Genomic DNA, 26,423 nt, shown 5'->3' on the forward strand with positions numbered 1-26,423 from the left:
CTTCCCCCACCTCTCACCTCGGACCTGTCAACTCTCGGACTTCCCCAACTCCTCACTCTCGGACTTCCCAACTCTCGGACTTCCCACCTGTCAACTCTCGGACTTTGTCAACTCTCGGCACTTCCCAACTTCCCAACTCTCGGACTTCCTCAACTCAACTCCCACCTCCGACCTGTCAACTTGAAGACTTGTCAACTTGAGGACTTGTCAACTCTCGGACTTACCCCACCTCGGACCTGTCAACTCTCCAACTCTCCGGACTTCCCCCAACTCCCACCCGTCAACTCTCGGACTTCCCAACTTCCCAACTCTCGGACTTCCCCCAACTCCCACCTCGGACTCGTCAACTCTCGGACTTCCCAACTTCCCAACTTCCCAACTTCCCAACTTCCCAACTTTCCCCAACCTTTCCAACTTCCCAACTTCCCAACTTTCAACTTCCCAGCTTGAAACTCTCCAACTCTCGGACTTCCCCCAACTCCCACCTCGGACCTGTCAACTCTCGGACTTCCCCCAACTCTCACCCCGTCAACTCTCGGACTTCCCAACTTCCCAACTGTCGGACTTTCCCCCAACTCCCACCTCGGACCTGTCAACTCTCGGACTTCCCCCAACTCTCACCCGTCAACTCTCGGACTTCCCCCAACTCTCACCCGTCAACTCTCGGACTTCCCCAACTCTCACCCGTCAACTCTCGGACCTGTCAACTCTCGGACTTACCCCACCTCCCACCTCGGACCTGTCAACTCTCGGACTTCCCAACTTCCCAACTTCCCAACTTCCCAACTTCCCAACTTCCCAGCTTTCCAACTTCCCAGCTTTCCAACTTTGAAACTCTCCAACTCTCAGACCTGTCAACTCTCGGACTTACCCCACCTCTCACCTCGGACCTGTCAACTCTCGGACTTCCCCCAACTCTCACTCGTCAACTCTCGGACTTCCCACCTGTCAACTCTCGGACCTGTCAACTCTCGGACTTCCCAACTTCCCAACTCTCGGACTTCCCTCAACTCCCACCTCCGACCTGTCAACTTGAAGACTTGTCAACTTGAGGACCTGTCAACTCTCGGACTTACCCCACCTCGGACCTGTCAACTCTCCAACTCTCGGACTTCCCCCAACTCCCACCCGTCAACTCTCGGACTTCCCAACTTCCCAACTCTCGGACTTCCCCCAACTCCCACCTCGGACTCGTCAACTCTCGGACTTCCCAACTTCCCAACTTCCCAACTTCCCAACTTTCCAACTTTCCAACTTTCCAACTTCCCAACTTCCCAACTTCCCAACTTCCCAGCTTGGAAACTCTCCAACTCTCGGACTTCCCCCAACTCCCACCTCGGACCTGTCAACTCTCGGACTTCCCCCAACTCTCACCCGTCAACTCTCGGACTTCCCAACTTCCCAACTGTCGGACTTTCCCCCAACTCCCACCTCGGACCTGTCAACTCTCGGACTTCCCCCAACTCCCACCTGTCAACTCTCGGACTTCCCCCAACTCTCACCCGTCAACTCTCGGACTTCCCCCAACTCTCACCCGTCAACTCTCGGACCTGTCAACTCTCGGACTTACCCCACCTCCCACCTCGGACCTGTCAACTCTCGGACTTCCCAACTTCCCAACTTCCCAACTTCCCAACTTCCCAACTTCCCAGCTTTCCAACTTCCCAGCTTTCCAACTTTGAAACTCTCCAACTCTCAGACCTGTCAACTCTCGGACTTACCCCACCTCTCACCTCGGACCTGTCAACTCTCGGACTTCCCCCAACTCTCACTCGTCAACTCTCGGACTTCCCACCTGTCAACTCTCGGACCTGTCAACTCTCGGACTTCCCAACTTCCCAACTCTCGGACTTCCCTCAACTCCCACCTCCGACCTGTCAACTTGAAGACTTGTCAACTTGAGGACTTGTCAACTCTCGGACTTACCCCACCTCGGACCTGTCAACTCTCCAACTCTCGGACTTCCCCCAACTCCCACCCGTCAACTCTCGGACTTCCCAACTTCCCAACTCTCGGACTTCCCCCAACTCCCACCTCGGACTCGTCAACTCTCGGACTTCCCAACTTCCCAACTTCCCAACTTCCCAACTTTCCAACTTTCCAACTTTCCAACTTCCCAACTTCCCAACTTTCCAACTTCCCAGCTTGGAAACTCTCCAACTCTCGGACTTCCCCCAACTCCCACCTCGGACCTGTCAACTCTCGGACTTCCCCCAACTCTCACCCGTCAACTCTCGGACTTCCCAACTTCCCAACTGTCGGACTTTCCCCCAACTCCCACCTCGGACCTGTCAACTCTCGGACTTCCCCCAACTCCCACCTGTCAACTCTCGGACTTCCCCCAACTCCCACCTGTCAACTCTCGGACTTCCCCCAACTCTCACCCGTCAACTCTCGGACCTGTCAACTCTCGGACTTACCCCACCTCCCACCTCGGACCTGTCAACTCTCGGACTTCCCAACTTCCCAACTTCCCAACTTCCCAACTTCCCAACTTCCCAACTTTCCAACTCTCGGACTTCCCAGCTTGGAAACTTTCCAACTCTCGGACTTCCCCCAACTCCCACCTCGGACCTGTCAACTCTCGGACTTCCCAACTTCCCAACTTCCCAACTTCCCAGCTTCCCAACTTCCCAACTTTCCAACTTCCCAGCTTTCCAACTTCCCAGCTTTCCAACTTTGAAACTCTCCAACTCTCAGACCTGTCAACTCTCGGACCTGTCAACTCTCGGACTTACCCCACCTCAGACCTGTCAACTCCCACCTGTCAACTCTCGGACCTGTCAACTCCCACCCGTCAACTCCCACCCGTCAACTCTCGGACTTCCCCCAACTCCCACCCGTCAACTTGAAGACCTGTCAACTCTCGGACTTCCCAGCTTTGAAACTCTCCAACTCTCGGACTTCCCACCTGTCAACTCTCCAACTTCCCAACTTCCCCCAGCTCCCCTTGACATCCACCGCCACATCTGCTATCATTTAAGCATGGGGTAAACATGGCTATACACTTGATTATTTATTCAACACTCTGATCGCCACCTCTCCCCGAATCCCCTTGACATCCACCGCCACATCTGCTATGATTTAACCGTGGGGTAAACATGGCTATACGCTTGATTATTTATTCAACGGTTCAGAAAGCGATCGCCACCTCTCCCCGAATCCCCTTGACATCCACCGCCACATCTGCTATGATTTAACCGTGGGGGAAACATGGCTGTACGCTTGATTATTTATTCAACACTGGTTCAGAAAGCGATCGCCCCAGAAAGCCATAAAATCCTTAAACCAAAGCCCAAATTAAGATATGATGGGAAAACAGTGCAAATTGCATAACCCAATCAAAAACAGATTCCCCAGGGAGTAATAAAACAATGGTAACTCTGAAAATCATCGTTAACATCGTTGTCCTCTTCTTCGTAGGCTTATTTATCTTTGGATTCTTATCCAATGACCCCTCACGAAACCCCAAGCGTCGGGACTTAGAGTAATCCGGCGGAATTCCCAAGCCAAAACCTGATCTAGGGGGGTAAATGGGGTGATCAGTTATCATGTATAACCCATAACTCCATTTACCCCAGTATCACCGATTTGGGATAAGTTTTACTAGCCATAATATGTGGTTAATTGTTATCTAAAAAACTGCCTATAATTACCCTATAGATTGGCATCTTTCCCTAACTAAACTGCCAATATAACTCGCTAAAATCCGCTATGATTAACTCCTTTTAATTAGCTAGGGAGAAGTTAATAACTATGCGATCGCACCTACTCCGATATATGATTTAAAAGGCAGATTCTATCAAGGTATAAGCCCATATATCAGATGGATAGAGTCGCCCAAGCAGCCGGGGTGTCCAAACCAACCCTATATATAGTCATTTTTCCGACAAAGATGGGTTGTTTACCGCCCTAGTCAAAAGGATAGCCCCGGAAAAACTCCGAGAGGTCGCCTCCCCTATCAGGGAAACCAGAGTTAGTCTTACGAGACTTAGCCAAGGGAATACTAATGGAAAATATAAGCGATCGCGAATATCTTAGCTTGCTCCGGTTAATAGTCTCCGAGTCAGGAAAACGCCCAGACCTAGCCCAAGTATTTTTAACAACCCTAGTCAAGCCCGCCATAGAAACCCTGAAAGAGTATTTAAAAACCTGTCAAGAATTGACTATTACCGACCCGGAAGCCACAGCCCGAATCTTCGTAGGCTCCCTGATTCATTATATGGTAGTCCAAGAGATTTTGCCAAGCCAAGATTCCCTACCCATGACAGCCGATCGCCTAATCGATAATTTAGTAGAATTAATTATCCATCAAAAAGCCCTACCATAAAGAATCATCATCCCATCAAATCATGTCGTCATCTCCCAGTTATCGCCCCCCATTTTTCCTTAAAAACGGGTTAATAATGACCCTTTATACAGCCCTGCAAATTAGCAAAACCTGGCAAAATCACACCCACGAACCCGCCCCCCCCTATCAACAAAAAATATTCACCGGGGCGGGGGGTGTCCCCATCTTTGGTATTTATGCAATTCCCCCCAACCCCCAAGGCACAATAATTGGCACTTATGGCATTGTAGGAGACTTAGAAAATCAGTGGTTTTTAAAAATACTAGGTCGCAAAGCCTTTGCCCATGGTTATGCGGTAGTATTATTCGACTGGCGCGCCCACGGTCAAACGGGTAAACTCTCCCCCACACTGCAATCTGACGGCTTATATGAAGGACAAGACTTTGTAGAAATTGCTAACCAGTCACTCGCCCTAGGCTGTCCAGCCCCCATAAGTTTATTAGGTTTTTCCTTGGGGGGACAATTAGCCTTGTGGGGGTTAAAAGCCGCCCAAAGTTCCAGCAATTTAGACATAGCTGGTGCGGCTGTAGTTTGCCCTAGTTTAGACTCCAATAGATCCCTAGCCTATTTAGAAAATCATCCGGTCGGGAAGTATTTAGAAAAAGCCATTACCCGCCAACTGCAAATACTCGCCCATCAACTAAATCCAAACCACCCCAATATCTTCAATCCAGAAGCGATCGCCAGAGTCAATTCAATTCGTAGTTTTGACCACGAATTAGTAATTGAAAAACTAGGATTTGCCACAGTAGAAGACTATTTTACCGCCACCAGTGGCTTGCAGATTTTACCGCAATTATACAAACCCACCCTAATTTTATATGCCGAAGATGACCCTCTATTCGACCCCAGTATTATCCCCGATTTAAAAGCGTTAGCGAGACAGAATAAAGCCATTGACCTATGGCTAACCCCATCAGGAGGGCACGTCTGCCATATTAGCAGTAAATCCTGTCAAAAACAATGGGGCGATCGTGACCCTTGGTGGGCATGGAATCGCATTTTAAACTGGTTTGGAAGCCGGCGATGATTATGCACCCATAGCCAGGCGGCGTGATTATTGTAACCGTCAAATCACAATCATCTTAGGGTGCGTCGCCTTCTCGCCGCCGCCAGTCAAACCAGACTTGGCGAGGGGTTATCAAGACTCTGGTAGAATAGAGGATGGACTGGAGAACTAGCCCCTAGGGATGGCGACCCACGCGAGACCAACCCATTGGCCACACCTTAATACTATTATCAAAACTGCCACTAACTAAAGTTGGCTGAACCGGGTTAAAAACCACATTCACCCAGTGTTGATGACCTTTAATCGTCCCCGTTAAGCCCCCTGGCCTGATTTGCCATAACTTAACAGTACCGTCAAAATCCCCACTAGCCAGAGTTTGACCATCAGGACTAAAAGACAGAGATTGAATTTTCTCATCATGACCGGTCAAAGTTTGCAGGGGGAGACTGGTAAAATATTCCAACTCCAGGCGATTTAAGTCCCAGAGGCGGACAGTCCGATCCCAACTTCCCGTAGCCAGAGTTTGACCATCAGGACTAACAGCCAAAGACCAGATAGCTTGAGGATGAGCCGCTAAACTCCGCCGCAATTCACCAGTTTCCCGATCCCATAATTCCAGCAAACCATTACTGCTACCACTGATTAACATTTGACCATTAGCACTAAAAGCGATCGCCTGTATCTGTTCCTCGTAACCCCGTAAAGTTCTTTCCTCAAAGCCGGTGTCAACATTCCACAAGCGAATCGACCCATCACCTCCCGCACTAGCCAAACTAGCACCATCAGGACTAAAAGCCAAAGCATGAACCCAACCCCGATGACCAGGTAACACCCGCACCAGACGACTATTCCACAAGTCCCAAATCCGAATAGTGCCATCACCCCCAGCACTAGCCAAAAATCGACCTTCAGGAGCGATCGCTATTGTACCAACCGGTTGGTTATGACCAGATAAAGTATTAACTACAGTCCCCGTATCAATATCCACCAAGTTAATCGAGCCATCAGTCTGACCACTAGCTACCAATTGACCATCGGGAGTAATAGCGATCGACCAAATCGGCCCATCACCCGATCGCAAGGTCCGCACCCCAGAAGATTGTCTGTTCTGATAACGGCGGCGATAATTATCAGGTCTGTTTCTGTTATAGTTAGGGCGAACCTCCGGCATTCTTCTCACCGGAATTTCTGGGCTTCTGGGGGTTTCGGGAACCGGAGTCGGCAATCGCGAAGCCAAAATTAGAGACAGTATTGTGAGCGCAATTCCACCCCAAGCCGTCATAATCCACTGCTGGTCAGAACTTTCCGCCAACGCCCCAGCCGTCGGTCCTCCTTTCAAAGAAGCGATCGCCTCCGATGCTGACTGATAACGACGGGCCGGATTTCGCTCTACCAACCTATCTAAAATCCTGCCTAATCGACGGCTAACAGGGCGTTTAAGGTAGTCTCGCCACACCCAAGTATTTGATTTGACATCAAACAACTCAAAAGGCGAAACATCTGTCATTAAGTGCAGACAAGTCACCCCCAAACTGTACAGATCATTTCTCCCATCAAAATGTCCTTGAGTTTGTTCTGGGGCCACATATTCCGCCGCTCCCATCATCCGTTCACCAGGGTATTGTTCAACTTCCACCAGAGGAATAGCCGACCCAAAATCCACCAGAGACAAACGATTACCCCCATAACCATTATATTGAGGGGAACGGACAATATTCTCCGGCTTAATATCCCCATGAACAATACCATTTTCATGGACAACCTCTAGCACCGGAAGTACAGACGTAAGTAGATCCCAAATCTGGATTTCTCCAAATACCCCATCACTAGCCAACTCATCAGCCAAATTGCGTCCGCGAATATACTCATGAACAAAATACTTAGATCCATCCTCTTCAAAACTCGCCCAAAGTTCTGGAATCAAAGTATTCTGACCAATTCTCTCCAACTCCCGCGCACGCAACCTCAAATCCACTTCTATATGCTTATAGCAATCGATTTCACCAGTTCCAGAATCAACATTTTCTGGCGAACCCATAAATTGCTTAATCGTACACTGAGGCTTAGACGGCTTATCCTCATCGACAGCCAAAAAAGTCCGACTGTTAGCACTTTCTCCTAAAATCCTCACGATCCGGTAGCGGTCTTTCAGGCGCAAACTAGCTCCACAACTCTTACAAGTCTTTTGACCAGGAGAATTCTGCGGGTGCTGACACTGGGGATTTATGCAGTAACTCATAACCAGGCATTGTTTCGGTGTATTCCAATTATATGATATGCTTTTCACACCTGGGTAGCCACACTAGCAGAAAAACCATGTAATAAAACGCAACACTCTATATATATGTCGCTAATTCGCATATCTCCCGACTGGCAACTACCCGAAAAACTGATTACCTCAGAATCAGCCTTTGTCAACCGCCGTAAATTTATCAAACAAGTAGTCGGAGCCGGACTGGCCGCCTCTATTTTACCCCTACAGGGATGCGATCGCACTTCTGCCACCTTCCAGACTACCCAAACCCCCTATCCCAACCTAGCCCCAAATCCTAACTTTCTCAATCTCTCATCAGCAACTACCCCCGAAGACCTTGCTACCCGTTATAACAACTACTACGAATTTGGCGGGTCTAAATCTATTTGGGAAGCCGCCCAAAACCTCCCTACCGATAACTGGCGAGTAGAAGTCTCAGGACTCGTCAAAAATCCCCGCACCTACGATATCGATGATTTACACCAAAAATTCCCCCTCCAAGAAAGAATCTATCGATTTCGCTGTGTCGAAGCCTGGGCGATGGTAGTTCCCTGGGTCGGTTTTCCCATGCGTCTACTCATGGCCGACGTTGAACCCACCAGCGCCGCCAAATTTGTCCGCTTCACTTCCTTTTATGACCCCAAAATCACCAAAGGTCCTGGTTTCTGGGCTACTAATTATCCCTGGCCATATACCGAGGGATTAACCATTCAGGAAATGGCTAATGAATTGGCATTTTTTGCCACCGGAATTTATGGTAAAACTCTCCCCAAACAAAATGGCGCACCTTTACGCATGGTTCTACCTTGGAAATACGGCTTTAAAGGCGCTAAATCTATTGTCAAAATCGAATTTTTAGACCACCAACCTCCCACATTTTGGAATACCTTAGTCCCTAACGAATATGGCTTTGTGGCTAATGTTAACCCTAACAAACCTCATCCCCGTTGGTCTCAAGCTACCGAACGCATTGTTGGTAATGGTCCGAGTTTCTCCTGGGACACTCAACCCACATTAATTTATAACGGCTATGGAGAATATGTAGCCCATTTGTACACCTGAAAAGTTCACCAGCCAGCTAACCCACACTGATACATTTACGCGACATTTATCCGGCTATTGCCTGACAATGCGACGATAGCACTATTACCCGTTAAGGTAACAGAGGCGGTATCCCGCAAAGCTTTTAGAAAGATTCCAAAAGCACCGTTCCAGTCCCTGGGTAGAGTGAACCCACACTCCGGACATCGGAACACTTTTGAGCCACCTAGCTGGGAATGCACATGACCACAGTGAGTACAGGTTTTGCTGGTGTATTCTTCCGTCACATCTACAACTGTGGTTCCAGTTATTTCCCCTTGATGTCTCAGGGTTAGTTTGAATCGATAATGCGCCCATGTCAGCATGGCTCGGGCAGTCTTGGATTTGATTTTCCGCTTGGCTTTGGCAACCATGTTGGAAGTCTCGAAGGTGGGCAAAAAAATTAGGCTGTAGTTGTGAGTCAAGTAGTGAGCAATTTGTTTGTGGGCTTCATCAACTAGATTGCGGATTTTGGTTCTCATTCGTTGAGCCGCTTGCCTCATCCGTCGCCTCCTTGAACGACAGGGTTCCTTGGCGATTCGGCTCATCAAATCATCCAAATGTTGACATAGCCTAGTAATGCCTCCAATATCCCCGGAGCCCAATTCCAGAAACCGAGAGCCATCAAACCCAGTTATGAAAGTTCGCACACCCGGGTCTAATGCAATCACGCCAGTAGCGTCAGTTGGGGTAACGGCAACTGGTTCAGGGAAAATCGCCAACCATCGACCTTTGGTAAACACCAACTGAGTCCCTTGCCCGCAAGTTTTAGGGATGGGTTCGGAAACCATGAAAGTTAATCCTTTCGTTAGTCTTGGATACCAACTCCCTGAAGAGAAATTAGCATCGTTAAACTTGATGGCTTGAGAACTATCCCGACAGCTCCTAAACCTGGCGCCAGGACTGGCTGAAAAGGCGAGATAGGCATCAAAGATAGCATTCTGCCGAATGTGGCAGGGTGTTTCTTTGACCCATTCGGGTAAGTCACTCTGCATCACTTTATTGCGTAACTTTAACTTGCTTAGTCGTTTACCACTCCGGGATAATGCAATTGCTTGGTTATAGCAATACCGACAAGCGGCCAACCATTTGCGCCAGACTTGATTTAGCTCCGGGCTGGGGTAAATCCGGATCTTCTTTGACCTGAGTTTTGTATTTACTCCGTCCGTATAATCGGGAACTGAAGCAGTGGAGGATGGCGAGGATGTCCTCAACCATTTCTGGTTCTGGACTGAGACTTGTCTCGTTGAGAACCATGAGTGAGCACCTGTTTTGCTCACAGAGCCATCGAAACAAGTCAAATCCCCATATTGCCAATCGGTCTTGGTGGGCAACGACAACCATGCCGACATCTCCTGACAAATGATGTCCCAGTAAGGCCAGCATTTTCTTTCCCTTGAAGTTGAGCCCGCCTCCGATTTCTGAGACGACTTCTGCTTCGGGGTAGAGGTTGGACAGTGCGGCCACCTGTCGGTTGAGGTCGGACTGCTGGGCGCGGCTACTAACTCTGGCATAGATAACGACTTTGCGTTTGTCACTGCCTGATTTGGCAGCAGTATATCACTCAACGTTGTATCGTCGTTGCCCAGCGGGGGTTCTGATGGTCTCGATTGAGCCATTGTCGTCCCATCTGCGGAGTGTTCTTTCATGGACTCCAAGGATTTGGGCGGCTTCCTTGGGTTTGACATATTTGGCAATAGGTTTATCCTCAACTCTTCTCGCTTATTATACCGTATTGCCCTAAAATATTAACCTAATTTGAGATTAAATCATGCTCCCATTCTGCCATGCTAAGGATAGCAGGTAACGGTTCTCAATAGTCCGAGCCAGTCGTCAGACCCATCTCGATCTCTAGTTCACGCTTGGCGAAAATCATAAAAATCAAGGAGCTTAATTTAATCGCAGATTAGTTGAACCAATTAGGGCGATGCGCTACAATACCAAGTATGGGTGCGAGACCTTCGGGTATGAAATAGAGCTGAAATGGGCGAAATAACTACCCGGTGAGGACTTCAACCCCTTGGTTGATTGGGTCGCATCCCTGACCATCCCATAACACAGCCTGATTTTTGGGCCCCCCTTCGAGACTTCCAATATGGTTGCCAAGGTGAAGCGTCTAATCAGGTCTAAGACTGCCCGCGCCATGCTGACATGGGCGCATTATCGATTCAAACTAACCCTGAGACATCAAGCGCGGAAATAACTGAACAGTTGTAGATGTGACCGAAGAATACACCAGCAAAACCTGTACTCACTGTGGTCATGTTCATTCCCAGCTAGGTGGCTCAAAAGTGTTCCGATGTCCTGAGTGCGGGTTCACTCTACCACGGGACTTGAACGGTGCTTTTGGAATCTTTCTAAAAGCTTTGCGGGATACCGCCTCTGTTGCCTTAACGGGTAATAGTGCTATCGTCGCATTGTCAGGCAATAGCCGGATAAATGTCGCGTAAATGTATCAGCGTCAATTGCTCAACCTCCTGGGAAATCATGATCTTCCCATTTATGTTAAGTTTTGTAACAAATTTTAATTAATGTTAAAAATTCGCCCGATTCGAGGCAGGGGACTTGACTTTTGCCTGGGCTTCATGGTATATTCTATATAATAGAGATATATGCTTTTTGTTCTGGGATAGACATATTACCATTATCTAACTATACATCTATCATAGCATTCCTCGCCGTCCCTGTCAACCTCTATTCTTTCCGCGCGAGGGTTGGTTAATTGAATAAAAAATCAAGTTATTCTTGAGCGCCAGCGGCTCTCAACAGCTTAACAATTTCGTGATGTCGGTTAAATTCGGCTAACATTAAAGCTGTACAACCCCCACGATGTTTAAGATTAATATTTGCACCGCGTTCAATGAGCAATTGAACTGCGAACTGATGACCACGATGAGCCGCCCACATCAAAGCTGTAGCTCCCTTTTCGTCCTGAAGATTCAGGTCAATTGGGGTAAGAAGTAGCCGTTCAATAATCGCCACATTTCCCACTTCAGCGGCGGTCATCAAGGGAGTTTTACCGCCTTCTGTAGTCAGATGAATATCGGCACCACTATTAAGCAGGATTTGTACAGCGTTTAAATCTCCCTGTCGGATAGCCAAAGAAAGAGGAGTTTCGCCACTAATTTTAGCATTAAGAAGAGCATCACGGCGATCGCGAGAAATACGAGGAACTAACAGAGTCATAATTTCACTATGTCCCTGGATAGCTGCCAACATCAGGGGGACATCGCCGAAGCGATTAACCGCGTGAACATCAGCACCCCAACCCAATAGGAGTTTCACCATATCCTGGTGTCCTTCTAGGACAGCCAAATGTAGAGCAGTTTCACCATCGCGATCGCCAGTATAAATATCAGCCCCAGCTTTAAGCAAGGCACTAGCGATAGATAATTGACCCTGAGCCGCCGCCGCCATGAGAGCGGTGCTACCATCGCTATTGCGGGCATTAACATTAGCCCCAGCTCGGATCAATAATTCTACCATTTGCCAATCTCCCCTATCAGTAGCCACCATAAGGGGAGTTTCCCCAGACTCATTACAGACATTGACATTTAAACCCATGTCCAGCCAGGTGGGGAGACCTTCAGGGCGACCAGAGGCAACCACCGGAAATAATATGCTCGAATCAGGTAATGGCTCTAAGGTAGCCCCAGCTTCCCGGAGGTCTTCAGCAATTTCGAGATGGTTTTGTGATAGGGCTAATTTCCAGGCTGTATCGCCGGAGCGATCGATGACATTAACATCAGCCCCATGGTGGCATAGCAATTTTACCATAGAGCGATCGCCCATCTGGGTAGCAGCCATGAGAGCCGTGCTACCGTCCTCATTTTGAGCATTGACATTAGCGCCGCTTTGTAGTAGAAAACGAGCGCAATCAAGTTGAGCATGAGCCGCCGCCACCATAAGGGCCGTGATACCATAGCGGCGACTAGCATAATTAACATCAGCTCCCCGTTGCACCAACACCCGCAAAATCTCCAAGTATCCTGCCTGTGCTGCGAACATTAACACCGTAACACCATCGCGATCTTTAGCGTTAGCATTTCCCCCCTTAGCCAGGAGAGCGCGGGTGTTAATTAAATTACCCGTCTTAACCGCTCTAAGTAAGGTAGTGTCCCGCTGTGTTGTTGAACCCATGAAATGTTTTTCTCATCCCACTCGTTGGTTGGAGGACAGAACTACGATGACTCCATAATAGAGAACCCCGCAGTTGCCAATTGCATCTTCGCAGGATCTATCAAAAACAGTCAATCTTTTTAGCCCATAACATAAGCAAATTCCCACAGCCGGAAGATATCACAAACACAACTGATCGGTAATATGCTAAGTTTTATTAAGGTTTCATCATTTTACCGATTCGGAGAACACTATGGATCTGCCAATTCCAGATACTATCAAACCCTACCTGAATTTTATTCACCCAGCGATTATGTGGGTGTTGTTAGCGCTAACAATTTACGCAATGTACCTAGGGGTGCAAATTCGGCGCACCAGGTCATCCGAGGGGGAACAGAAAAAAGAACTGATCAAGGGAAAATTCAATAGCAAACACTATCAAGTCGGGTCGCTGATCCTGGCTTTGATGGTGCTAGGCTCTATTGGTGGAATGAGTGTCACCTATATCAACAACCATAAATTATTTGTGGGTCCTCATCTCCTAGTAGGATTAGGGATGACTGGAATGGTGGCGGTTTCAGCTTCTCTGAGTCCCCTGATGCAAAAGGGGGTTAATTGGGCGCGATATACTCATATCGGCTTGAACACAGTATTGTTAGGACTGTTTTTATGGCAAGCCCTAACAGGGGTAGAAATCCTGCAACGGATTATCAGCAATATGTAGTTTGACACTCCCCGCGCTAAAGCGACGGGGATTCTTCACTCAACGAGCCAACTTGCTCAGACAGGATTGCTCCAGCCAAAGTAGAGGTCGATTCTCCTGAAGCGTTGCTTGCGTCTAGCGCCAAAGTTCCGGTATGCCCTACCGTACTCAATCCCCGACTAAGGATGTTTCTCGCTGCATTATAGTCCCTGTCCATCACACATCCACATCGACAAACATGAGTTCGAGTGGATAAAGTCTTCTGCACAATGACACCGCAGCGAGAGCATTCCTGGCTTGTCCTGTGGGGTGGAACAGCAATAGTGCTCTTGCCGAACACCTTGCCCAAATATTCCAACCACACCCTAAACTGATACCAGGAAGCGTCGCTAATCGATTTAGCAAGGCTGTGATTTCGCACCATATTCCTGATTCTCAAATCTTCATAGGCTACCAAGTCGTTAGACTGGATTACGCATCTTGCCAACTTCACAGCCAAATCTTTACGCTGCCTACTTATCTTGAGATGGCGCTTGCCTAGAACCACCTTGGCCTTGGCTCGATTCTGACCCCCTTTCTTCCTTCTGGAAACAGTGCGCTGCGACTGCTTTAGTCGTGATTCACTTTTCCTGAGATGCCGGGGGTTTCCAACTGTTTCACCGTTGCTATCGGTGTAGAACTCTTTGAGTCCAACATCCAAGCCGATGGCTCGACCAGAGGGTTCAACAAATTCAGTCCGTTCTACACGAATACAGAACTGAACATAGTAGCCATCGGCTCTTTTGACGAGGCGAACTCGCTTAATCTGCTCTATTGGATAGAAATGCAGATCACGAGTGCCTTTGAGCTTTAGTCTACCAATGCCCTTCTTGTCGGTGAAGGTGATTGCCTTGCGATTCGAGTCTAACTTCCACCCAGAGGTTTTGTACTCTACCGAGCGGTTATTTTTCTTAAAAGAGGGAAACCCTTTCTTTCCGGGGATACCCTTCTTGCAGTTTTCGTAGAATCGAGAGATTGCACTCCAGGCTCTTTCTGCGGATGCTTGCCGAGCCATGCTGTTGAGTTCAGCAGCAAAAGGGAATTCCTTAGCAAGTTGAGCACATAGCTTTTGCAGGTCGTTCTGTCCAGTTCCCTGGTTGTCCATCCAATAACGGATGGCTTGGTTTCGGATGAACTGAACTGTTCTCACCGCCTCGTCTATGGCGCTGAATTGCTGGGGTTTTCCGTAGGCTTTGAACTCTAGTACAGTTAAACTAAGCCGGGTAGTCGCCCACCCGACTCGTCTCCAAAACCGGACTTGAGACTTTAACCTCATCCGGCTCCTCGATAACTTGGCTCTTGTCATGAGAACCGTGACTACCATCTAAGGCCGTCTTAACGTCGTGACAGTGACGGTGAAGAAGTTGGAGGTTCTTGTATGTATCCTTTCCGCCTTTCGACTTAGGGATGATGTGGTCGATTTCCATCACGTCTTCTTCCCGGAATGTTAGTCCGCAGTGGGCGCACTTCCCTTTTTGTTTCTTCAAGAGCTTTGACACCCTTGTAGGAATTCCTGGTTGTTTGCCCATTCTTGTACTCCAGTATTTAAGATTACCGTCGTATGGACTGGCTTCGCCTTTGACCTTGGTGTGGTGGATAATTGGTGTTTCTGCATGGCTTCGTAACTGCATCGGGTTTGACTCCGTGCGAGTCGCGAAAGCCCAATTTCTACTTCCAATCTTCCGCCAATATTTCCGAGCTACCCATTTCCCAGTCTTATTTGAGTGTCTTCTTTTTCCCCATCTGGCTAATTTCCAATAGAGGAGTTCGTCCAATTGGGAGAATATTTGTTTTGACACCGCAGTTGAGTAGTAGTTACTCCATCCCCTGATGACCGGATTAAGGTGTTCCTAATTAGCCCCTCTTGTGGTGCGACGATGTGAGAATCTACTATCTGTTTCAATTTCTGGTAATGGGACTTGACAGCCTTCTTGCTGGGTTTGATGATGGTTTTGAATCCTAGAGGCTCATTATGGGTATTCTTCCCGGTTTTGTATTTGCCAACTTTATGTTGTCGGATGTTAAAACCGAGAAAATCGAATCCCATTATCACACTCTTGAGTGTGAGTGATATGAGTTTTTTCCTCTTTGAGTTCTAATCCCATCCCTTTCAACCATTCCTGGATGTGGTCACGACATTTCTCGATTACCCCAAGGTTTTCGTGAATGATAACGAAGTCATCTGCGTATCTGATTAAGGATACTGCTCGTCTTCGATTGGTACGACTACCTTTTCCAGGTAGTTGTTCCACTAATTCCTTGATGCTCTCTTCCATGCCGTGGAGGGCAATATTTGCCAGTAGGGGACTTATTACGCCTCCCTGTGGTGTCCCCTCATCGGTCGGGAATAGCTGTCCAGAATCTATTACCCCAGCTTTTAACCATGCCCGGATTTGTCGTCTGATGGCGGGTATCGTTTCGAGCTTGTCCAATAGTTTGCCATGGTCAATCCTGTCAAAGCATTTAGCAATGTCAGGCGTCTAATACCCATTTAGGTTTGCACCTAATGGCATTGAATATTGCCCCGATTGCGTCCTGACAAGACCTACCTGGTCTGAACCCGTATGAGTTAGGTTCAAATTTGGCTTCCCATTGGGGTTCGAGTGCCATTTTGACTAAGGCTTGTAATGCGCGGTCGTATATTGTGGGTATTCCTAATGGTCTCTTTTCGTCTCTTCCCGGTTTGGGAATCCATACCCGACGTGCGGGTTTGGCTTTTGAGTTGAGCTTCAATTGACCTACAAGGCGCATACGTGCTTTTGGGGATAGGGATTTAACCCCATCCACTCCTGCCGTCTTTTTGCCTTGATTATCTTGTGTAACCCGACGAGCCGCTAACATTCTGGCTGACCAGCTCTTCAGCAGTAACTTTTGGAGTCCGCGAACTGTTTTGATGTCACCACGACGTTCGGCTTGATGAATCCGTTTTTGCAGGCGGAAGACTCGACGTTCGATTGATTTCCAATCAACATCTTGCCATTCCAGCACCACCGTATTGTTTCCAATCGTTTTGGGCATTTCCATGCTACTAAGGCTCCATCTTCCAAGTTATCGTGAGTCCGTCAGCATATCCTGGGCATTACCCCAGACATTCGCTTCTGACTCAATCCTTCCTCACGTTGGCTTGCGGATGGTTTCCTACTCAGGATTTCGACCTTATTCCTGAGAGCAACAACGGAGGTTACTTCGTTCCAGATATCGATTGATTGTGCCTTTAGGATGCCACTTTACGCCGGGTTTATTTGGGTGTATGAGAGGTCTGTATGATATCAGCCTCCCCTTTATCCTTTAGCCATTTTGGCTCCTGCGTGTCAGTCTAATTTTCGCAGGTTTATAGTAACGACGCTTTCGGACGTGACTTCGTTTTCTATCCATGGACACTTGCTCAAGAGGGCGCCCGTTTAGACCCAGGCTTACTCCCTTTCATCCCCGCTTCACAGATTGATGACCAGTCGCTACTGTGGGGGACGTGCTTTCACGCGATACACCTCGCGGGATGGACTTTCACCACCATCGATATCTAGTTGTCAAGGTTCAATGCCCTTTGGGGGCTGTGTTCCCTGCCCCGCCTACGTTTCAGGAATTTTCCTTCTACTTTTGGCGGGAACGAATCGCACATCATGGCTATATCCATGCACACAATATAAGCCGTCTTGGCAGGACGGCGACTCAAGTCGCCGTGTCGTCTTTCATCCCCGCGCTAAAGCGACGGGGCTTTCAGACTCCCGCACTATTGTCGTAAGTAAGTAGTAGTAGGGGTCGAGAGTAGAGTCGCCTCTACCCCCTCCCATACAAAACCGTGCGTGACAGTTTCCCATCACACGGCTCCTAATCTGACTGCTCCGTTGTTAAGGATACAGCTTTGGCGTTGTCTAACGCCGTTTTATCATCGTGACAGTGGCGGTGTAGTAGTTGGAGATTCTTATATTCATCCTTTCCACCTTGGTTTCGAGGTATAATGTGGTCTACTTCAACTAAATCCGGTGGTACGAAATATTGTCCGCACCAGGTACACCTACCTTTTTGCTTTTTGAGTAGTTTTGCTACCCTATTTGGCGTTTCAATTGCTTGTCCTTTCCTGGTTGCCCAGTAAGTCCAATTTCCGTCGTATGGTGTTGCGTCAGGGCGTATTGGGGTGTGTCTAACATTTGGAGTCCAACTATGTTGCCATAATGTGAATCCATCCTTGGTCTTGAATAACCAGGATTCATGTCTCTCTTTCCCATTGCTAAGTTTAACCGTTCCTTTGTGGAAGTAGTTTCCTAGCTTTTCGTAACTTGCCTTTCCGCATCTTGATGCTGTCCATGCCCGTAACATTAACCAGATGGTAGGGGTCGAAAGGAAAGTCACCTTTCCCAACTCCCATTCAAAACCGTGCTTGAAAGTTTCCCTTCACACGGCTCCTGATGTGGATACCCTCTTTGTCAAAGGAACAAGGTTACTACCCCCTGCTTTATGACTTCAACTTTGGGAGCTATATGCTTGCGTTAGTCTTTAAACTCGCTTTCGCCATTAAACTCTTACTTATCGCAGTCTCTATATCCATATCGTGACTAGTGGGCATATCCCAACCATTACAGTTAGGCATTGGCTTTCAGTCACATCCCTTCCCCTTATGGGCTTGCGCTTACACTTTTCACTACTCTACGAGATGTACTCGCAGAGAGCCCAACAGGGGTTTCAACGTTCCGTATATATGGGCATTCCATCTTTAGATTTGTCCTATCCACCGGGGTACATTTTAAAGGTCTGTGTAGGTGATGACATAATTACCCTACTTTTCCCCTTGTCCTTTTGGACGCAGCGTATCAGCCTATTTCGCTGCTAACTAGTTACGGTGGTTCAAGCCAGACATTCGGTTTCCCTAATCATGGATGGTTGGCAGTGGTCGCCTCTGGTAGTAGGTTCTACTTCACGCCTTCCGTTCCCCGCTTCAATCCCAGATTTGTGATTTCTGAAACTGGGGGTGGCTACCGCCTTTACTCTTTCCCAAATCACCCCAAGTGGGTTGAAATACTCCTCCTTGTAGTATACTTGGAAGATAAAAGTGTATTCTGTGATTTCTTAAATGGGATTGACCCTGAGTTCCCTGCCTTGCTTAGATTCACAACTCCCTAAGCGTCGGGACATATATACAGTTGAGGGGTTAGACCGATACTGAGTAACCGTGTAAAGGTCTAATTGCCCTCTAGGAGGTTATTTCGGCATTGCAGCCTTATTTGACTCCTAAACGTTTCGCACTATGTGGTCTAGTTTAATGAAGGTCTCTGATGAGACAACCCCTGAATAGTAGTTTGACCATCCCCTTATGATTGGGTTTAGTTTTCTAATCAGGGCTGATTGAGGTGCTGTTTTATGTTGTTTGATTACACCTTTAATCACTTCTGTGTGGGCTTTAACTGCTTTGTTGCTGGGTTTGATGTGGGTTTTGAAACCCAACATTTTATGTGGGGTCTTGTTAAATAGGAAGCCTCCTTTTCTTCTTCCCCTACTTTTTCCAGATTTATATTTTCCTACTGGATATTGCCTGATATTGAATCCTAGAAAATCAAATCCTGGTTCTTCTGTTTTGCCGTTATACTCAATGGGATTGAGTGTATGGCAAATTCGAGTCTTTTCGGGTTTAATTTCTAGTCCTACAGGTTTTAACCATTCGGAGATTGCAGTTTTGCACTGTTCAATGATTTCTAGTGATGGAGATATTACTACAAAATCATCAGCGTATCTGATTATTGTGGCTTGCACCACATTTTTCTTCTTAGGATACATTGTTTTTATGAGCCTAACCATCCCATCCAGTGCGATGTTGGCTAGGAGTGGACTTATTACCCCTCCTTGGGGTGTCCCTGCTTCTGTATCCTTAAATACACCGTTATCTAGCACGCCTGCTTTGAGCCATGATTTCAGGTCTCTTTTTAGACTGCTTGGACAATGAATTTTGGACAGAAGGTAATCATGGTTTATTCGGTCAAAACATTTAGCTATATCTGCATCCAGAACATAATAACCTCCTTTGTTGATACTCTGAAAGATTCTGGATATTGCATCGTGAGCAGACTTTCCCGGTCTGAATCCATAGCTTGTGTCTTCAAATCTCGATTCCCATTCAGGTTCGAGAGCCGACTTAACCAAGGCTTGCCTTGCTCTATCTTGGATTGTGGGTATTCCTAGAGGGCGTTTTTCATCCCTACCAGGTTTTGGAATCCACACCCTTCGCAGTGGTTTTACTTTGAGATTTCCTTTAATATTCTCAACAAGTTTAAACCTTTGTCTTGGCGAGATTGCTCTCATTCCATCGACTCCAGCCGTTTTCTTGCCTTGATTATCTTGGGTCACTCGCCGTATTGCTAGTAGACGGGCATAATATGATTTGCACAATAGACGTTGCAACCTTCTCGCTTTTGCGTCCTGTCCCGATTTAGCTGCTTGAAATATCCTCTTTTGGAGCTTGAAAACTTTTCTCTGAACTTTCGCCCAGGGAATTTGTTTCCATACAAACGCACGTCTTGATTAGCTTTGATTTCTCAAACCCTTTCTTTAAACTCGCTTTCGTCATAGTAACTCCTACTAGACTCTATTCTTTACAGTCAAACCGTGACCCGTCTGCATATCCCTATCATTACAATAGGGCGTTGGCTTCTGGTCACATCTCACCCCCTAATAGGCTTACGTTTACACTTATCACTACTAACTATCTCGACCAGATAATCAGAGCCTAAAAGGGGTTATAACGTTCCGTTTATATGGGCATTCCATCTTTAGACTTGTCCTATCCACCGGGGTACTTTTAAAGGTCTGTGAAGATGGTATGTCGAAACCTCTTCTTTTCCCCTTATTCTTTTGAACGCAGCGTGTCAACCTATTTCGCTGCTTAATAGTTACGATGGTTCAAGTCGGAGCATTCAGATTTCCTTAGTCATGGATGGTTGGCAGTGGTCGGATTATTGGGAATAGGTTTCCCTCACGCCTTCCGTTCCCCGCTTTAATCCCAGGGTTGTGAATCCTAAAATTGGGGGTGGCTATCGCCGTTACTCTCAACGCAATTGTTAAGGAATCATTAGGATTTCTAGCTTTGCGTCTTTGACCTTGAGTTCCTTGCCTTGTTTGTATATTTTTATACCAAACGTAGGATATATAAACAGTTATGGGATGGTCAGGATACGAGTTCCTTATATTTCACCAAGGGGTGAAAGTCCCACTAGGAGGTTATTTCAGGCATTGCAGCCTTATTTGACTCCTAAACGTCTCGCACCGTTATGGTCGAAGGGAAAGTCACCTTTCCCAACTCCAATTCAAAACCGTGCTTGCGAGTTTCCCAGCACACGGCTCCTGATGTGGATACCCTCTTTGTCAAAGGAACAAGGTTACGACCCCCTGCTTTATGACTTCAACTTTGGGAGCTATATGCTTGCGTTAGTCTTTAAACTCGCTTTCGCCATTAAACTCTTACTTATCGCAGTCTCTATATCCACACCGTGACTAGTGGGCATATCCCAACCATTACAGTTAGGCATTGGCTTTCAGTCACATCCCTTCCCCTTATGAGCTTGCGCTTACACTTTTCACTACTCTACGAGATGTACTCGTAGAGAGCCCAACAGGGGTTTCAACGTTCCGTATATATGGGCATTCCATCTTTAGATTTGTCCTATCCACCGGGGTACATTTTAAAAGTCTGTGTAGGTGTTGATAACAGTACCCTACTTTTCCCCTTACTCTTTTGAGCGCAGCGTGTCAACCTATTTCGCTACTTAATACTTACGGTGGTTCAAGCCAGACATTTGGTTTCCCTAATCATGGATGGTTGGCAGTGGTCGGATTGGGAATAGGTTTCCCTTACGCCTTCCGTTCCCCGCTTCAATCCCAGATTTGTGATTTCTGAAACTGGGGGTGGCTATCGCCTTTACTCTTTCCCAAATCACCCCAAGTGGGTTAAATACTCCTCCTTATAGTATACTTGGAGGATAAATAGTGTATTCTGTGATTTCTTATATGGGATTGACCTTGAGTTCCCTGCCTTGCTTAGTCTATGCTTAGTCTATACTCTAAGCACTCTAAGCGTCGGGACATATATACAGTTAAGGGGTTAGACTGGTTGAAGGTCTAATTGCCCTCTAGGAGGTTATTTCAGGCATTGCAGCCTTATTTGACTCCTAAACGTCTCGCACGTCATATCTATTATAGCCTAGACCCAGCTACGATAACCGGTGGGGGGTTGCTACCAAGGCATCAGCAATTATCCCCCCACCGCACCCTACAGATAACTAGCGGTTTTTACGTTTCTTGGGAAAGGGCAAGTTTTGGGTAGTGTGAAAGTCTAGTTGGGTTTTGTAACTAAGGCGACGAGAAACCTGTTTGACTATCTTCTTGAGAAGGCTATCTCCGGTTTTCTGAATTAGCGCCCGCGACATATCCAAAATGAACTTGGGGAACTTCACCCCCACAGCCAGATCTAAATGCCATTTAGCCCCAGTCACGATCGCCGGACAATTTTCCGGTTCCACTTGGTATTTCTCACAGACCTCCTCAACCGACAGTTGCACCAGTTTCATAGTCGATTGAAAATCCACCTCATAACCAGGGGGAACATAATCAGGAATTGGTGTCGTGCGGATACGATAGATTCCAGCTTCGTCTGGGGGGACTAATTCCAAGCCGACTCTAGCTTCTACTTGATAGCCAAAAGCCCCGAAACGTCCAATAATTAGGGAATAGGAGTTTTCGCCAATGGGTTCGGTTTTCATCGGTTGCGCGCATCGACAAAACCAACCTTGGTGATGTCCCAGATATTCGGCTACCGTCTCCCAATCCGCAAACATCTCCATACAGTCGTCGTAGTCGGTGTGAAACCACATTTGTTCTGGTTGTTCTGTGGAGTCTTGTTGTTCTGGGTCGGAAGGCTGCATATCACGGGGGTTATTTAGGTCTGGCTCAGATGCTGCTACTGGCTGAGATCTAACGAAATTTTGTGGCATGATGGGTTCTGATACATTTACGCGACATTTTTCCGGTTGTTCCCGGACAATGCGACGATAGCACTATTACCCGTTAAGGTAACAGAGGCGGTATCCCGCAAAGCTTTTAGAAAGATTCCAAAAGCACCGTTCCAGTCCCGTGGTAGAGTCAACCCGCACTCAGGACATCGGAACACTTTTGAGCCACCTAGCTGGGAATGGACATGACCACAGTGAGTACAGGTTTTGCTGGTGTATTCTTCGGTCACATCTACAACTGTTCAGTTATTTCCGCGCTTATGTCTCAGGGTTAGTTTGAATCGATAATGCGCCCATGTCAGCATGGCGCGGGCAGTCTTAGACCTGATTAGACGCTTCACCTTGGCAACCATATTGGAAGTCTCGAAGGGGGGCAAAAAAATCAGGCTGTGTTATGGGATGGCCAGGGATGCGACCCAATCAACCAAGGGGTTGAAGTCCTCACCGGGTAGTCCCCACGCCCATTTCAGCTCGATTTCATACCCGAAGGTCTCGCACCATACTTGGTATTATACCGTATTGCCGTCAAATGTTAACCTAATTTGAGATTAAATCATGCTCCTCGAATATGCCATTTGCTTCTATCTACCAGAATGCCTTGTAGCTCGGTAAAACCGCTACAATAAATCTACCATTATTTTTTTAGGAAAAATGGCTGGCATTTCACTGGGTTGAGCATAGGTGTAACAGATGAAGGCATTTGTAGCAGGTGCGACAGGTCAAACAGGTCGCCGAATTGTCCAGGCTCTTTGTGAACGGCAAATCCCTGTCCGCGCTATGGTTAGAGATTTGCAGAAGGCTAAGGGTATGTTTCCCGAGCAAGTCGAGATTGTAGTCGGGGATGTATTGGACCCGAAAACTTTGGTAGATTGTATCGGTGATAGTACCGTGGTTTTGTGTGCAACGGGTGCGACTCCCAGTTTTGACTTCACGGGTCCCTATCGGGTGGATTACGAGGGGACTAAGAATTTGGTCAATGTTTCTAAGGATAAGGGAATTCAGCATTTTGTAATGGTCTCGTCGTTGTGTGTGTCACAGTTGTTTCACCCTCTCAATCTGTTCTGGTTGATTTTGCTGTGGAAGAAACAAGCTGAGGAGTATCTACAAAATAGCGGGTTGACTTATACTATTGTTAGGCCTGGGGGTTTGAAAAATGAGGAGACTGATTATCCCATTGTTATGGGAGCCCCGGATACTTTGTTTGATGGCAGTATTCCCCGGACTCAGGTGGCTCAAGTGTCTGTAGAGGCTTTATTTGTGCCAGAGGCTGGTAATAAAATTGTGGAAGTTGTCAGTAAACCGGGAGAACCACAAAACTCCCTCTCTCAGTTGTTCGCTAGTGTGCCTTAATGGTTGATTATGCACCAATCAAGATCCCCTAGAAGACGCGATCGCCGTGTGGTGCGATCGAAAACTATAGCTGGCGGCGATTTGACTCCTGAAATGATGCCATCACCATTGGCGGGGATGCCATATCGACGGACTCGGCGCAGAGGAGGGTTATTCAAACTTCTGTTACTGAGTTTTTTGCTACTCTGGGGGGTCGGTTGGCTATGGGGTCAGGTTGTTACCCGATTTGGTGAAGGTCGGGTGGCGATCGACCACCATCTTAGTAATGAATGGCCACCGTTAGTCATGCGCGGAGGTGATCCTTACATTAGATCTCTTATGCGGACGATTTCAGCCAGTGAGTCTAATTATCCGCGACCCTATCATGTCATTTACGGTGGCAAGTATGTCTCAGATTTGAGTCACCACCCCGATCGCTGTGTTACCATTGTTGCTGGACCCAATCAAGGTAAATGCACCACGGCGGCCGGACGTTACCAGTTTTTATCATCTACCTGGGAACAGATGGCCGATCGCTACCATCCCAAACCTGCCAGATTTTGGTATTGGCATCCCTATAGTTTTGAGCCAGAATATCAAGACCTAGTAGTTTATCGTTGGTTATTGGATCAGGATTTTTGGGGTGTCGATATTTCCCGAATGTTACAAGAGGGACGACTCAATGAAGTTTTGAAGTTGCTCTCAGGAACTTGGACCAGTTTAGGATATGGGATTGAGGATAATATGATGACCAGTTCCCTCCCCAGGGTTTATGAACAAGTCCTGCAAGAGGAACTCTATCTCTCGGAGTAAAAGCACATCCATTTCATCCCCAGAGTTAGATCCATTCGCTTTCATCCCCGCATCCCTTCCCTTTAGGTGGGTGTCGGGATGACAGCCAGGCGGTTGCCAGTCAGGCTCAGAGTTATTATCATAAGAAGTATTGGTGCGAGACGTTTAGGAGTGAAATAAGGCTGCAATGCCTGAAATAACCTCCTAGAGGGAGATAAACTAACTCGACCAGTTTACCCCTTAACTGTATATATGTCCCAACGCTTAGAAGTCGTGACTCTAAGCAAGGCAGGGAACTCAAGGTCAATCCCATTTTAAGAAATCGCAATGTACCATCCAAGTATTACCTAGGAGGAGTATTATAACTCACTTGGGGCGATTATGGGAAAGAGTAAAGGCGATAGCCACCCCAAGTTTCAGAAATCACAAATCTGGGATTGAAGCGGGGAACGGAAGGCGTGAGGGAAAACCCATTCCCAAAATCCGACCACTGCCAACCATCCATGATTAGGGAAACCGAATGTCTGGCTTGAACCATCGTAATTATGAAGCAGCGAAATAGGTTGACACGCTGCGTCCAAAAGGACAAGGGGAAAAGTAGGAGGCTCAATTTACTACCTACACAGACCTTTAAAGATACCCCGGTGGATAGGACAAATCTAAAGATGGAATGCCCATATATACGGAACGTTTAAACCCCTATTGGGCTCTCTACGAGTACATCTCGTAGAGTAGTAAAAAGTGTAAGCGTATGCCCATAAGGGGAAGGGATGTGACTGAAAGCTAATGCCTAACTGTAATGGTTGGGATATGCCCACTAGTCACGGTGTGGATATAGAGACTGCGACAAGTAGGAGTGCTTATGACCAGAGCGAGTTTAAAGACTACGTAGTGTATATAGCTCCCAAAGTTGAAGTTATAAAGCAGGGGGTAGTAACCCTGTTCCTACTGACAATAGGGTATCCACATCAGGAGCCGTGTGATGCGAAAGTATCAAGCACGGTTTTGAATGGGAGTTGGGGAAGGCGACTTCCCTTTCGACCCCTACCAGCGACAGTGTGGCGACTGGGAGGGTAGACAATCCGCCACGATCAACCCAGTGCTGCTAGTTTATTATTGGGAAATTTTTACCAAAATGCTTGACATCATACCCAACTATTGATAAACTCAAAATGGTGGGACTATGAGCAAGCATAGCTGTTTTTTAGTAGACGTCAGCACCCCCGGCTGAAGCACGGGGGCTTCGTGCCCCCCTTTCAGGTAGCTGACCAGCTATAGCCTTAACTGGCTCCGTTCAGAGCAAGAGTTAAAGTTCCTACCCTGGAATGCGTGCTAGTTCCAGGCTCATGAACCGAATCGTTAAACATCTCTAAGGGGTTCAGGACGTGCGATTTGGATAGTACCGACTCTGAACATTGGCGTTCGCGCAGCGTGCGCGTTAGCGCAAGCGCAAACATTACCCCACAAGGGAGTCGGAGCCAACCATAGCTCCATGGAGGGGCAACCATACCCCTCCACCCCGCAAGGGGGTGCTGGCGGCTAAAGCCGCTTGAGTCGGTTTTCCTCTCCGTGATAAATCACGGAGCTTCCAACCCTCCCAGGAGTTTTACGTGAAGTGAATCGCCTGTATATCCTGGTTTTCCCAAGGCGATTTGTAGGTGTCAATTGTGCTGTTTATACTTTCCTGTTATGGTGCGATCGAAAGATGCCTCCACGTCTGATTTTTCAGATTGTGCCATACTCATAAACTTCCG

19 protein-coding genes and 8 pseudogenes are annotated in these 26,423 nt (G+C 47.5%); 15 read left to right on the plus strand and 12 right to left on the minus strand.

What is annotated here, in order from left to right; all coding sequences use genetic code 11:
• Positions 1–196: 196 nt before the first annotated feature.
• The 8 genes and pseudogenes from HFV01_RS13900 (at position 197) to HFV01_RS13925 (ending at position 5,381) form a co-directional block, all read left to right on the plus strand.
• A complete protein-coding gene (locus HFV01_RS13900) occupies positions 197–832 on the plus strand; it encodes a hypothetical protein (protein ID WP_193521207.1) in 636 nt (211 codons plus the stop codon).
• The gene (locus HFV01_RS13905; protein ID WP_193521208.1) at positions 829–1,902 is read left to right on the plus strand and encodes a hypothetical protein; all 1,074 of its coding nucleotides are present in this window, start codon (positions 829–831) and stop codon (positions 1,900–1,902) included. The genes HFV01_RS13900 and HFV01_RS13905 overlap by 4 nt, the downstream gene beginning before the upstream one ends.
• Positions 1,899–2,852, plus strand: coding sequence for a hypothetical protein (locus tag HFV01_RS13910; protein WP_193521209.1), 954 nt, complete (start codon positions 1,899–1,901; stop codon positions 2,850–2,852). The genes HFV01_RS13905 and HFV01_RS13910 overlap by 4 nt, the downstream gene beginning before the upstream one ends.
• Complete coding sequence (locus HFV01_RS30715) at positions 2,849–2,983, plus strand: hypothetical protein (protein ID WP_318286262.1); 135 nt, start codon at positions 2,849–2,851, stop codon at positions 2,981–2,983. The genes HFV01_RS13910 and HFV01_RS30715 overlap by 4 nt, the downstream gene beginning before the upstream one ends.
• 230 nt (positions 2,984–3,213) lie before the next feature.
• On the plus strand, positions 3,214–3,336 hold the full coding sequence (locus HFV01_RS30720) for a hypothetical protein (protein ID WP_257720192.1): 123 nt from the start codon (positions 3,214–3,216) through the stop codon (positions 3,334–3,336).
• A 38-nt stretch (positions 3,337–3,374) separates the two neighbouring features.
• Positions 3,375–3,491, plus strand: coding sequence for a photosystem II reaction center protein I (locus tag HFV01_RS13915; RefSeq protein ID WP_006616470.1), 117 nt, complete (start codon positions 3,375–3,377; stop codon positions 3,489–3,491).
• Between the two features lie 503 nt (positions 3,492–3,994).
• Positions 3,995–4,330 (plus strand): annotated as a pseudogene (locus HFV01_RS13920) (TetR/AcrR family transcriptional regulator C-terminal domain-containing protein); the annotation flags it as partial.
• 76 nt (positions 4,331–4,406) lie between these two features.
• Positions 4,407–5,381, plus strand: coding sequence for a YheT family hydrolase (locus HFV01_RS13925; protein WP_006669711.1), 975 nt, complete (start codon positions 4,407–4,409; stop codon positions 5,379–5,381).
• 154 nt (positions 5,382–5,535) lie between these two features.
• Here the strand turns inward: HFV01_RS13925 and HFV01_RS13930 are convergent, their stop codons facing one another.
• Positions 5,536–7,599, minus strand: coding sequence for a WD40 repeat domain-containing serine/threonine-protein kinase (locus HFV01_RS13930; protein WP_006625793.1), 2,064 nt, complete (start codon positions 7,597–7,599; stop codon positions 5,536–5,538).
• Between the two features lie 105 nt (positions 7,600–7,704).
• Here HFV01_RS13930 and msrP point away from each other — a divergent pair, with 105 nt between their 5' ends.
• Complete coding sequence (msrP, locus tag HFV01_RS13935) at positions 7,705–8,676, plus strand: protein-methionine-sulfoxide reductase catalytic subunit MsrP (RefSeq protein ID WP_006625794.1); 972 nt, start codon at positions 7,705–7,707, stop codon at positions 8,674–8,676.
• A 35-nt stretch (positions 8,677–8,711) separates the two neighbouring features.
• Here the strand turns inward: msrP and HFV01_RS13940 are convergent, their stop codons facing one another.
• Complete coding sequence (locus HFV01_RS13940; protein WP_318286263.1) at positions 8,712–9,779, minus strand: RNA-guided endonuclease InsQ/TnpB family protein; 1,068 nt, start codon at positions 9,777–9,779, stop codon at positions 8,712–8,714.
• A 37-nt stretch (positions 9,780–9,816) separates the two neighbouring features.
• A pseudogene (locus HFV01_RS13945) lies at positions 9,817–10,392 on the minus strand (IS607 family transposase); the annotation flags it as partial.
• A gap of 358 nt (positions 10,393–10,750) precedes the next feature.
• On the opposite strand from HFV01_RS13945, the pseudogene HFV01_RS13950 reads away from it, so the two are divergent.
• A pseudogene (locus HFV01_RS13950) lies at positions 10,751–11,144 on the plus strand (zinc ribbon domain-containing protein); the annotation flags it as partial.
• A 289-nt stretch (positions 11,145–11,433) separates the two neighbouring features.
• Here HFV01_RS13950 and HFV01_RS13955 read toward each other — a convergent pair.
• On the minus strand, positions 11,434–12,834 hold the full coding sequence (locus HFV01_RS13955; RefSeq protein WP_006625798.1) for an ankyrin repeat domain-containing protein: 1,401 nt from the start codon (positions 12,832–12,834) through the stop codon (positions 11,434–11,436).
• A gap of 232 nt (positions 12,835–13,066) precedes the next feature.
• Between HFV01_RS13955 and HFV01_RS13960 the strand changes: the two genes are divergently transcribed.
• The gene (locus HFV01_RS13960) at positions 13,067–13,537 is read left to right on the plus strand and encodes a DUF4079 domain-containing protein (RefSeq protein ID WP_006619778.1); all 471 of its coding nucleotides are present in this window, start codon (positions 13,067–13,069) and stop codon (positions 13,535–13,537) included.
• Between the two features lie 16 nt (positions 13,538–13,553).
• Here the strand turns inward: HFV01_RS13960 and HFV01_RS13965 are convergent, their stop codons facing one another.
• The 3 genes and pseudogenes from HFV01_RS13965 to HFV01_RS13985 all read right to left on the minus strand — a co-directional run.
• Positions 13,554–14,717: an RNA-guided endonuclease InsQ/TnpB family protein gene (locus tag HFV01_RS13965; protein WP_046319790.1), complete on the minus strand. Its 1,164-nt coding sequence runs from the start codon at positions 14,715–14,717 to the stop codon at positions 13,554–13,556.
• Positions 14,718–14,769: 52 nt separating this feature from the next.
• Positions 14,770–16,573 (minus strand): annotated as a pseudogene (gene ltrA, locus HFV01_RS30725) (group II intron reverse transcriptase/maturase).
• An 810-nt stretch (positions 16,574–17,383) separates the two neighbouring features.
• Positions 17,384–17,881, minus strand: a pseudogene (locus tag HFV01_RS13985) (HNH endonuclease); the annotation flags it as partial.
• Positions 17,882–18,349: 468 nt separating this feature from the next.
• Between HFV01_RS13985 and HFV01_RS13990 the strand changes: the two are divergent.
• Positions 18,350–18,673, plus strand: coding sequence for a hypothetical protein (locus tag HFV01_RS13990; protein ID WP_006625613.1), 324 nt, complete (start codon positions 18,350–18,352; stop codon positions 18,671–18,673).
• A 120-nt stretch (positions 18,674–18,793) separates the two neighbouring features.
• Here the strand turns inward: HFV01_RS13990 and ltrA (HFV01_RS13995) are convergent.
• Positions 18,794–20,111 (minus strand): annotated as a pseudogene (ltrA, locus tag HFV01_RS13995) (group II intron reverse transcriptase/maturase); the annotation flags it as partial.
• Positions 20,112–21,275: 1,164 nt separating this feature from the next.
• Here ltrA (HFV01_RS13995) and HFV01_RS14000 point away from each other — a divergent pair.
• Positions 21,276–21,437, plus strand: a complete 162-nt coding sequence (locus HFV01_RS14000) for a hypothetical protein (protein ID WP_193520801.1) — start codon at positions 21,276–21,278, stop codon at positions 21,435–21,437.
• Positions 21,438–21,819: 382 nt separating this feature from the next.
• Here the strand turns inward: HFV01_RS14000 and HFV01_RS14005 are convergent, their stop codons facing one another.
• The gene (locus HFV01_RS14005) at positions 21,820–22,530 is read right to left on the minus strand and encodes a DUF1997 domain-containing protein (protein WP_006625806.1); all 711 of its coding nucleotides are present in this window, start codon (positions 22,528–22,530) and stop codon (positions 21,820–21,822) included.
• A gap of 17 nt (positions 22,531–22,547) precedes the next feature.
• A pseudogene (locus HFV01_RS14010) lies at positions 22,548–22,940 on the minus strand (zinc ribbon domain-containing protein); the annotation flags it as partial.
• 298 nt (positions 22,941–23,238) lie between these two features.
• Between HFV01_RS14010 and HFV01_RS14015 the strand changes: the two are divergent.
• Together HFV01_RS14015 and HFV01_RS14020 are read left to right on the plus strand one after the other, a co-directional pair.
• On the plus strand, positions 23,239–23,898 hold the full coding sequence (locus tag HFV01_RS14015; protein WP_193521212.1) for an NAD(P)H-binding protein: 660 nt from the start codon (positions 23,239–23,241) through the stop codon (positions 23,896–23,898).
• Between the two features lie 9 nt (positions 23,899–23,907).
• Positions 23,908–24,690, plus strand: a complete 783-nt coding sequence (locus HFV01_RS14020; RefSeq protein WP_006625810.1) for a glycoside hydrolase family 24 protein — start codon at positions 23,908–23,910, stop codon at positions 24,688–24,690.
• A gap of 358 nt (positions 24,691–25,048) precedes the next feature.
• Here HFV01_RS14020 and HFV01_RS14025 read toward each other — a convergent pair whose 3' ends face one another.
• A complete protein-coding gene (locus HFV01_RS14025; protein ID WP_006625811.1) occupies positions 25,049–25,207 on the minus strand; it encodes a hypothetical protein in 159 nt (52 codons plus the stop codon).
• Positions 25,208–26,125: 918 nt separating this feature from the next.
• Positions 26,126–26,334, minus strand: a pseudogene (locus tag HFV01_RS30730) (hypothetical protein).
• Positions 26,335–26,423 lie beyond the last annotated feature (89 nt).

This window comes from Limnospira fusiformis SAG 85.79 (assembly GCF_012516315.1).
GTDB lineage: Bacteria > Cyanobacteriota > Cyanobacteriia > Cyanobacteriales > Microcoleaceae > Limnospira > Limnospira fusiformis.

Bases quoted from the DNA above. Each gene is read 5' to 3' on its own strand.
- msrP (WP_006625794.1), top strand. From the start codon at position 7,705: ATGTCGCTAATTCGCATATCTCCCGACTGGCAACTACCCGAAAAACTG.
- HFV01_RS14020 (WP_006625810.1), top strand. From the start codon at position 23,908: ATGCACCAATCAAGATCCCCTAGAAGACGCGATCGCCGTGTGGTGCGA.
- HFV01_RS13955 (WP_006625798.1), bottom strand. From the start codon at position 12,834: ATGGGTTCAACAACACAGCGGGACACTACCTTACTTAGAGCGGTTAAG.
- HFV01_RS14025 (WP_006625811.1), bottom strand. From the start codon at position 25,207: ATGGTTCAAGCCAGACATTCGGTTTCCCTAATCATGGATGGTTGGCAG.
- HFV01_RS13925 (WP_006669711.1), top strand. From the start codon at position 4,407: ATGACCCTTTATACAGCCCTGCAAATTAGCAAAACCTGGCAAAATCAC.
- HFV01_RS13915 (WP_006616470.1), top strand. From the start codon at position 3,375: ATGGTAACTCTGAAAATCATCGTTAACATCGTTGTCCTCTTCTTCGTA.
- HFV01_RS30720 (WP_257720192.1), top strand. From the start codon at position 3,214: ATGGCTGTACGCTTGATTATTTATTCAACACTGGTTCAGAAAGCGATC.
- HFV01_RS13930 (WP_006625793.1), bottom strand. From the start codon at position 7,599: ATGAGTTACTGCATAAATCCCCAGTGTCAGCACCCGCAGAATTCTCCT.
- HFV01_RS14015 (WP_193521212.1), top strand. From the start codon at position 23,239: ATGAAGGCATTTGTAGCAGGTGCGACAGGTCAAACAGGTCGCCGAATT.
- HFV01_RS13960 (WP_006619778.1), top strand. From the start codon at position 13,067: ATGGATCTGCCAATTCCAGATACTATCAAACCCTACCTGAATTTTATT.
- HFV01_RS14005 (WP_006625806.1), bottom strand. From the start codon at position 22,530: ATGCCACAAAATTTCGTTAGATCTCAGCCAGTAGCAGCATCTGAGCCA.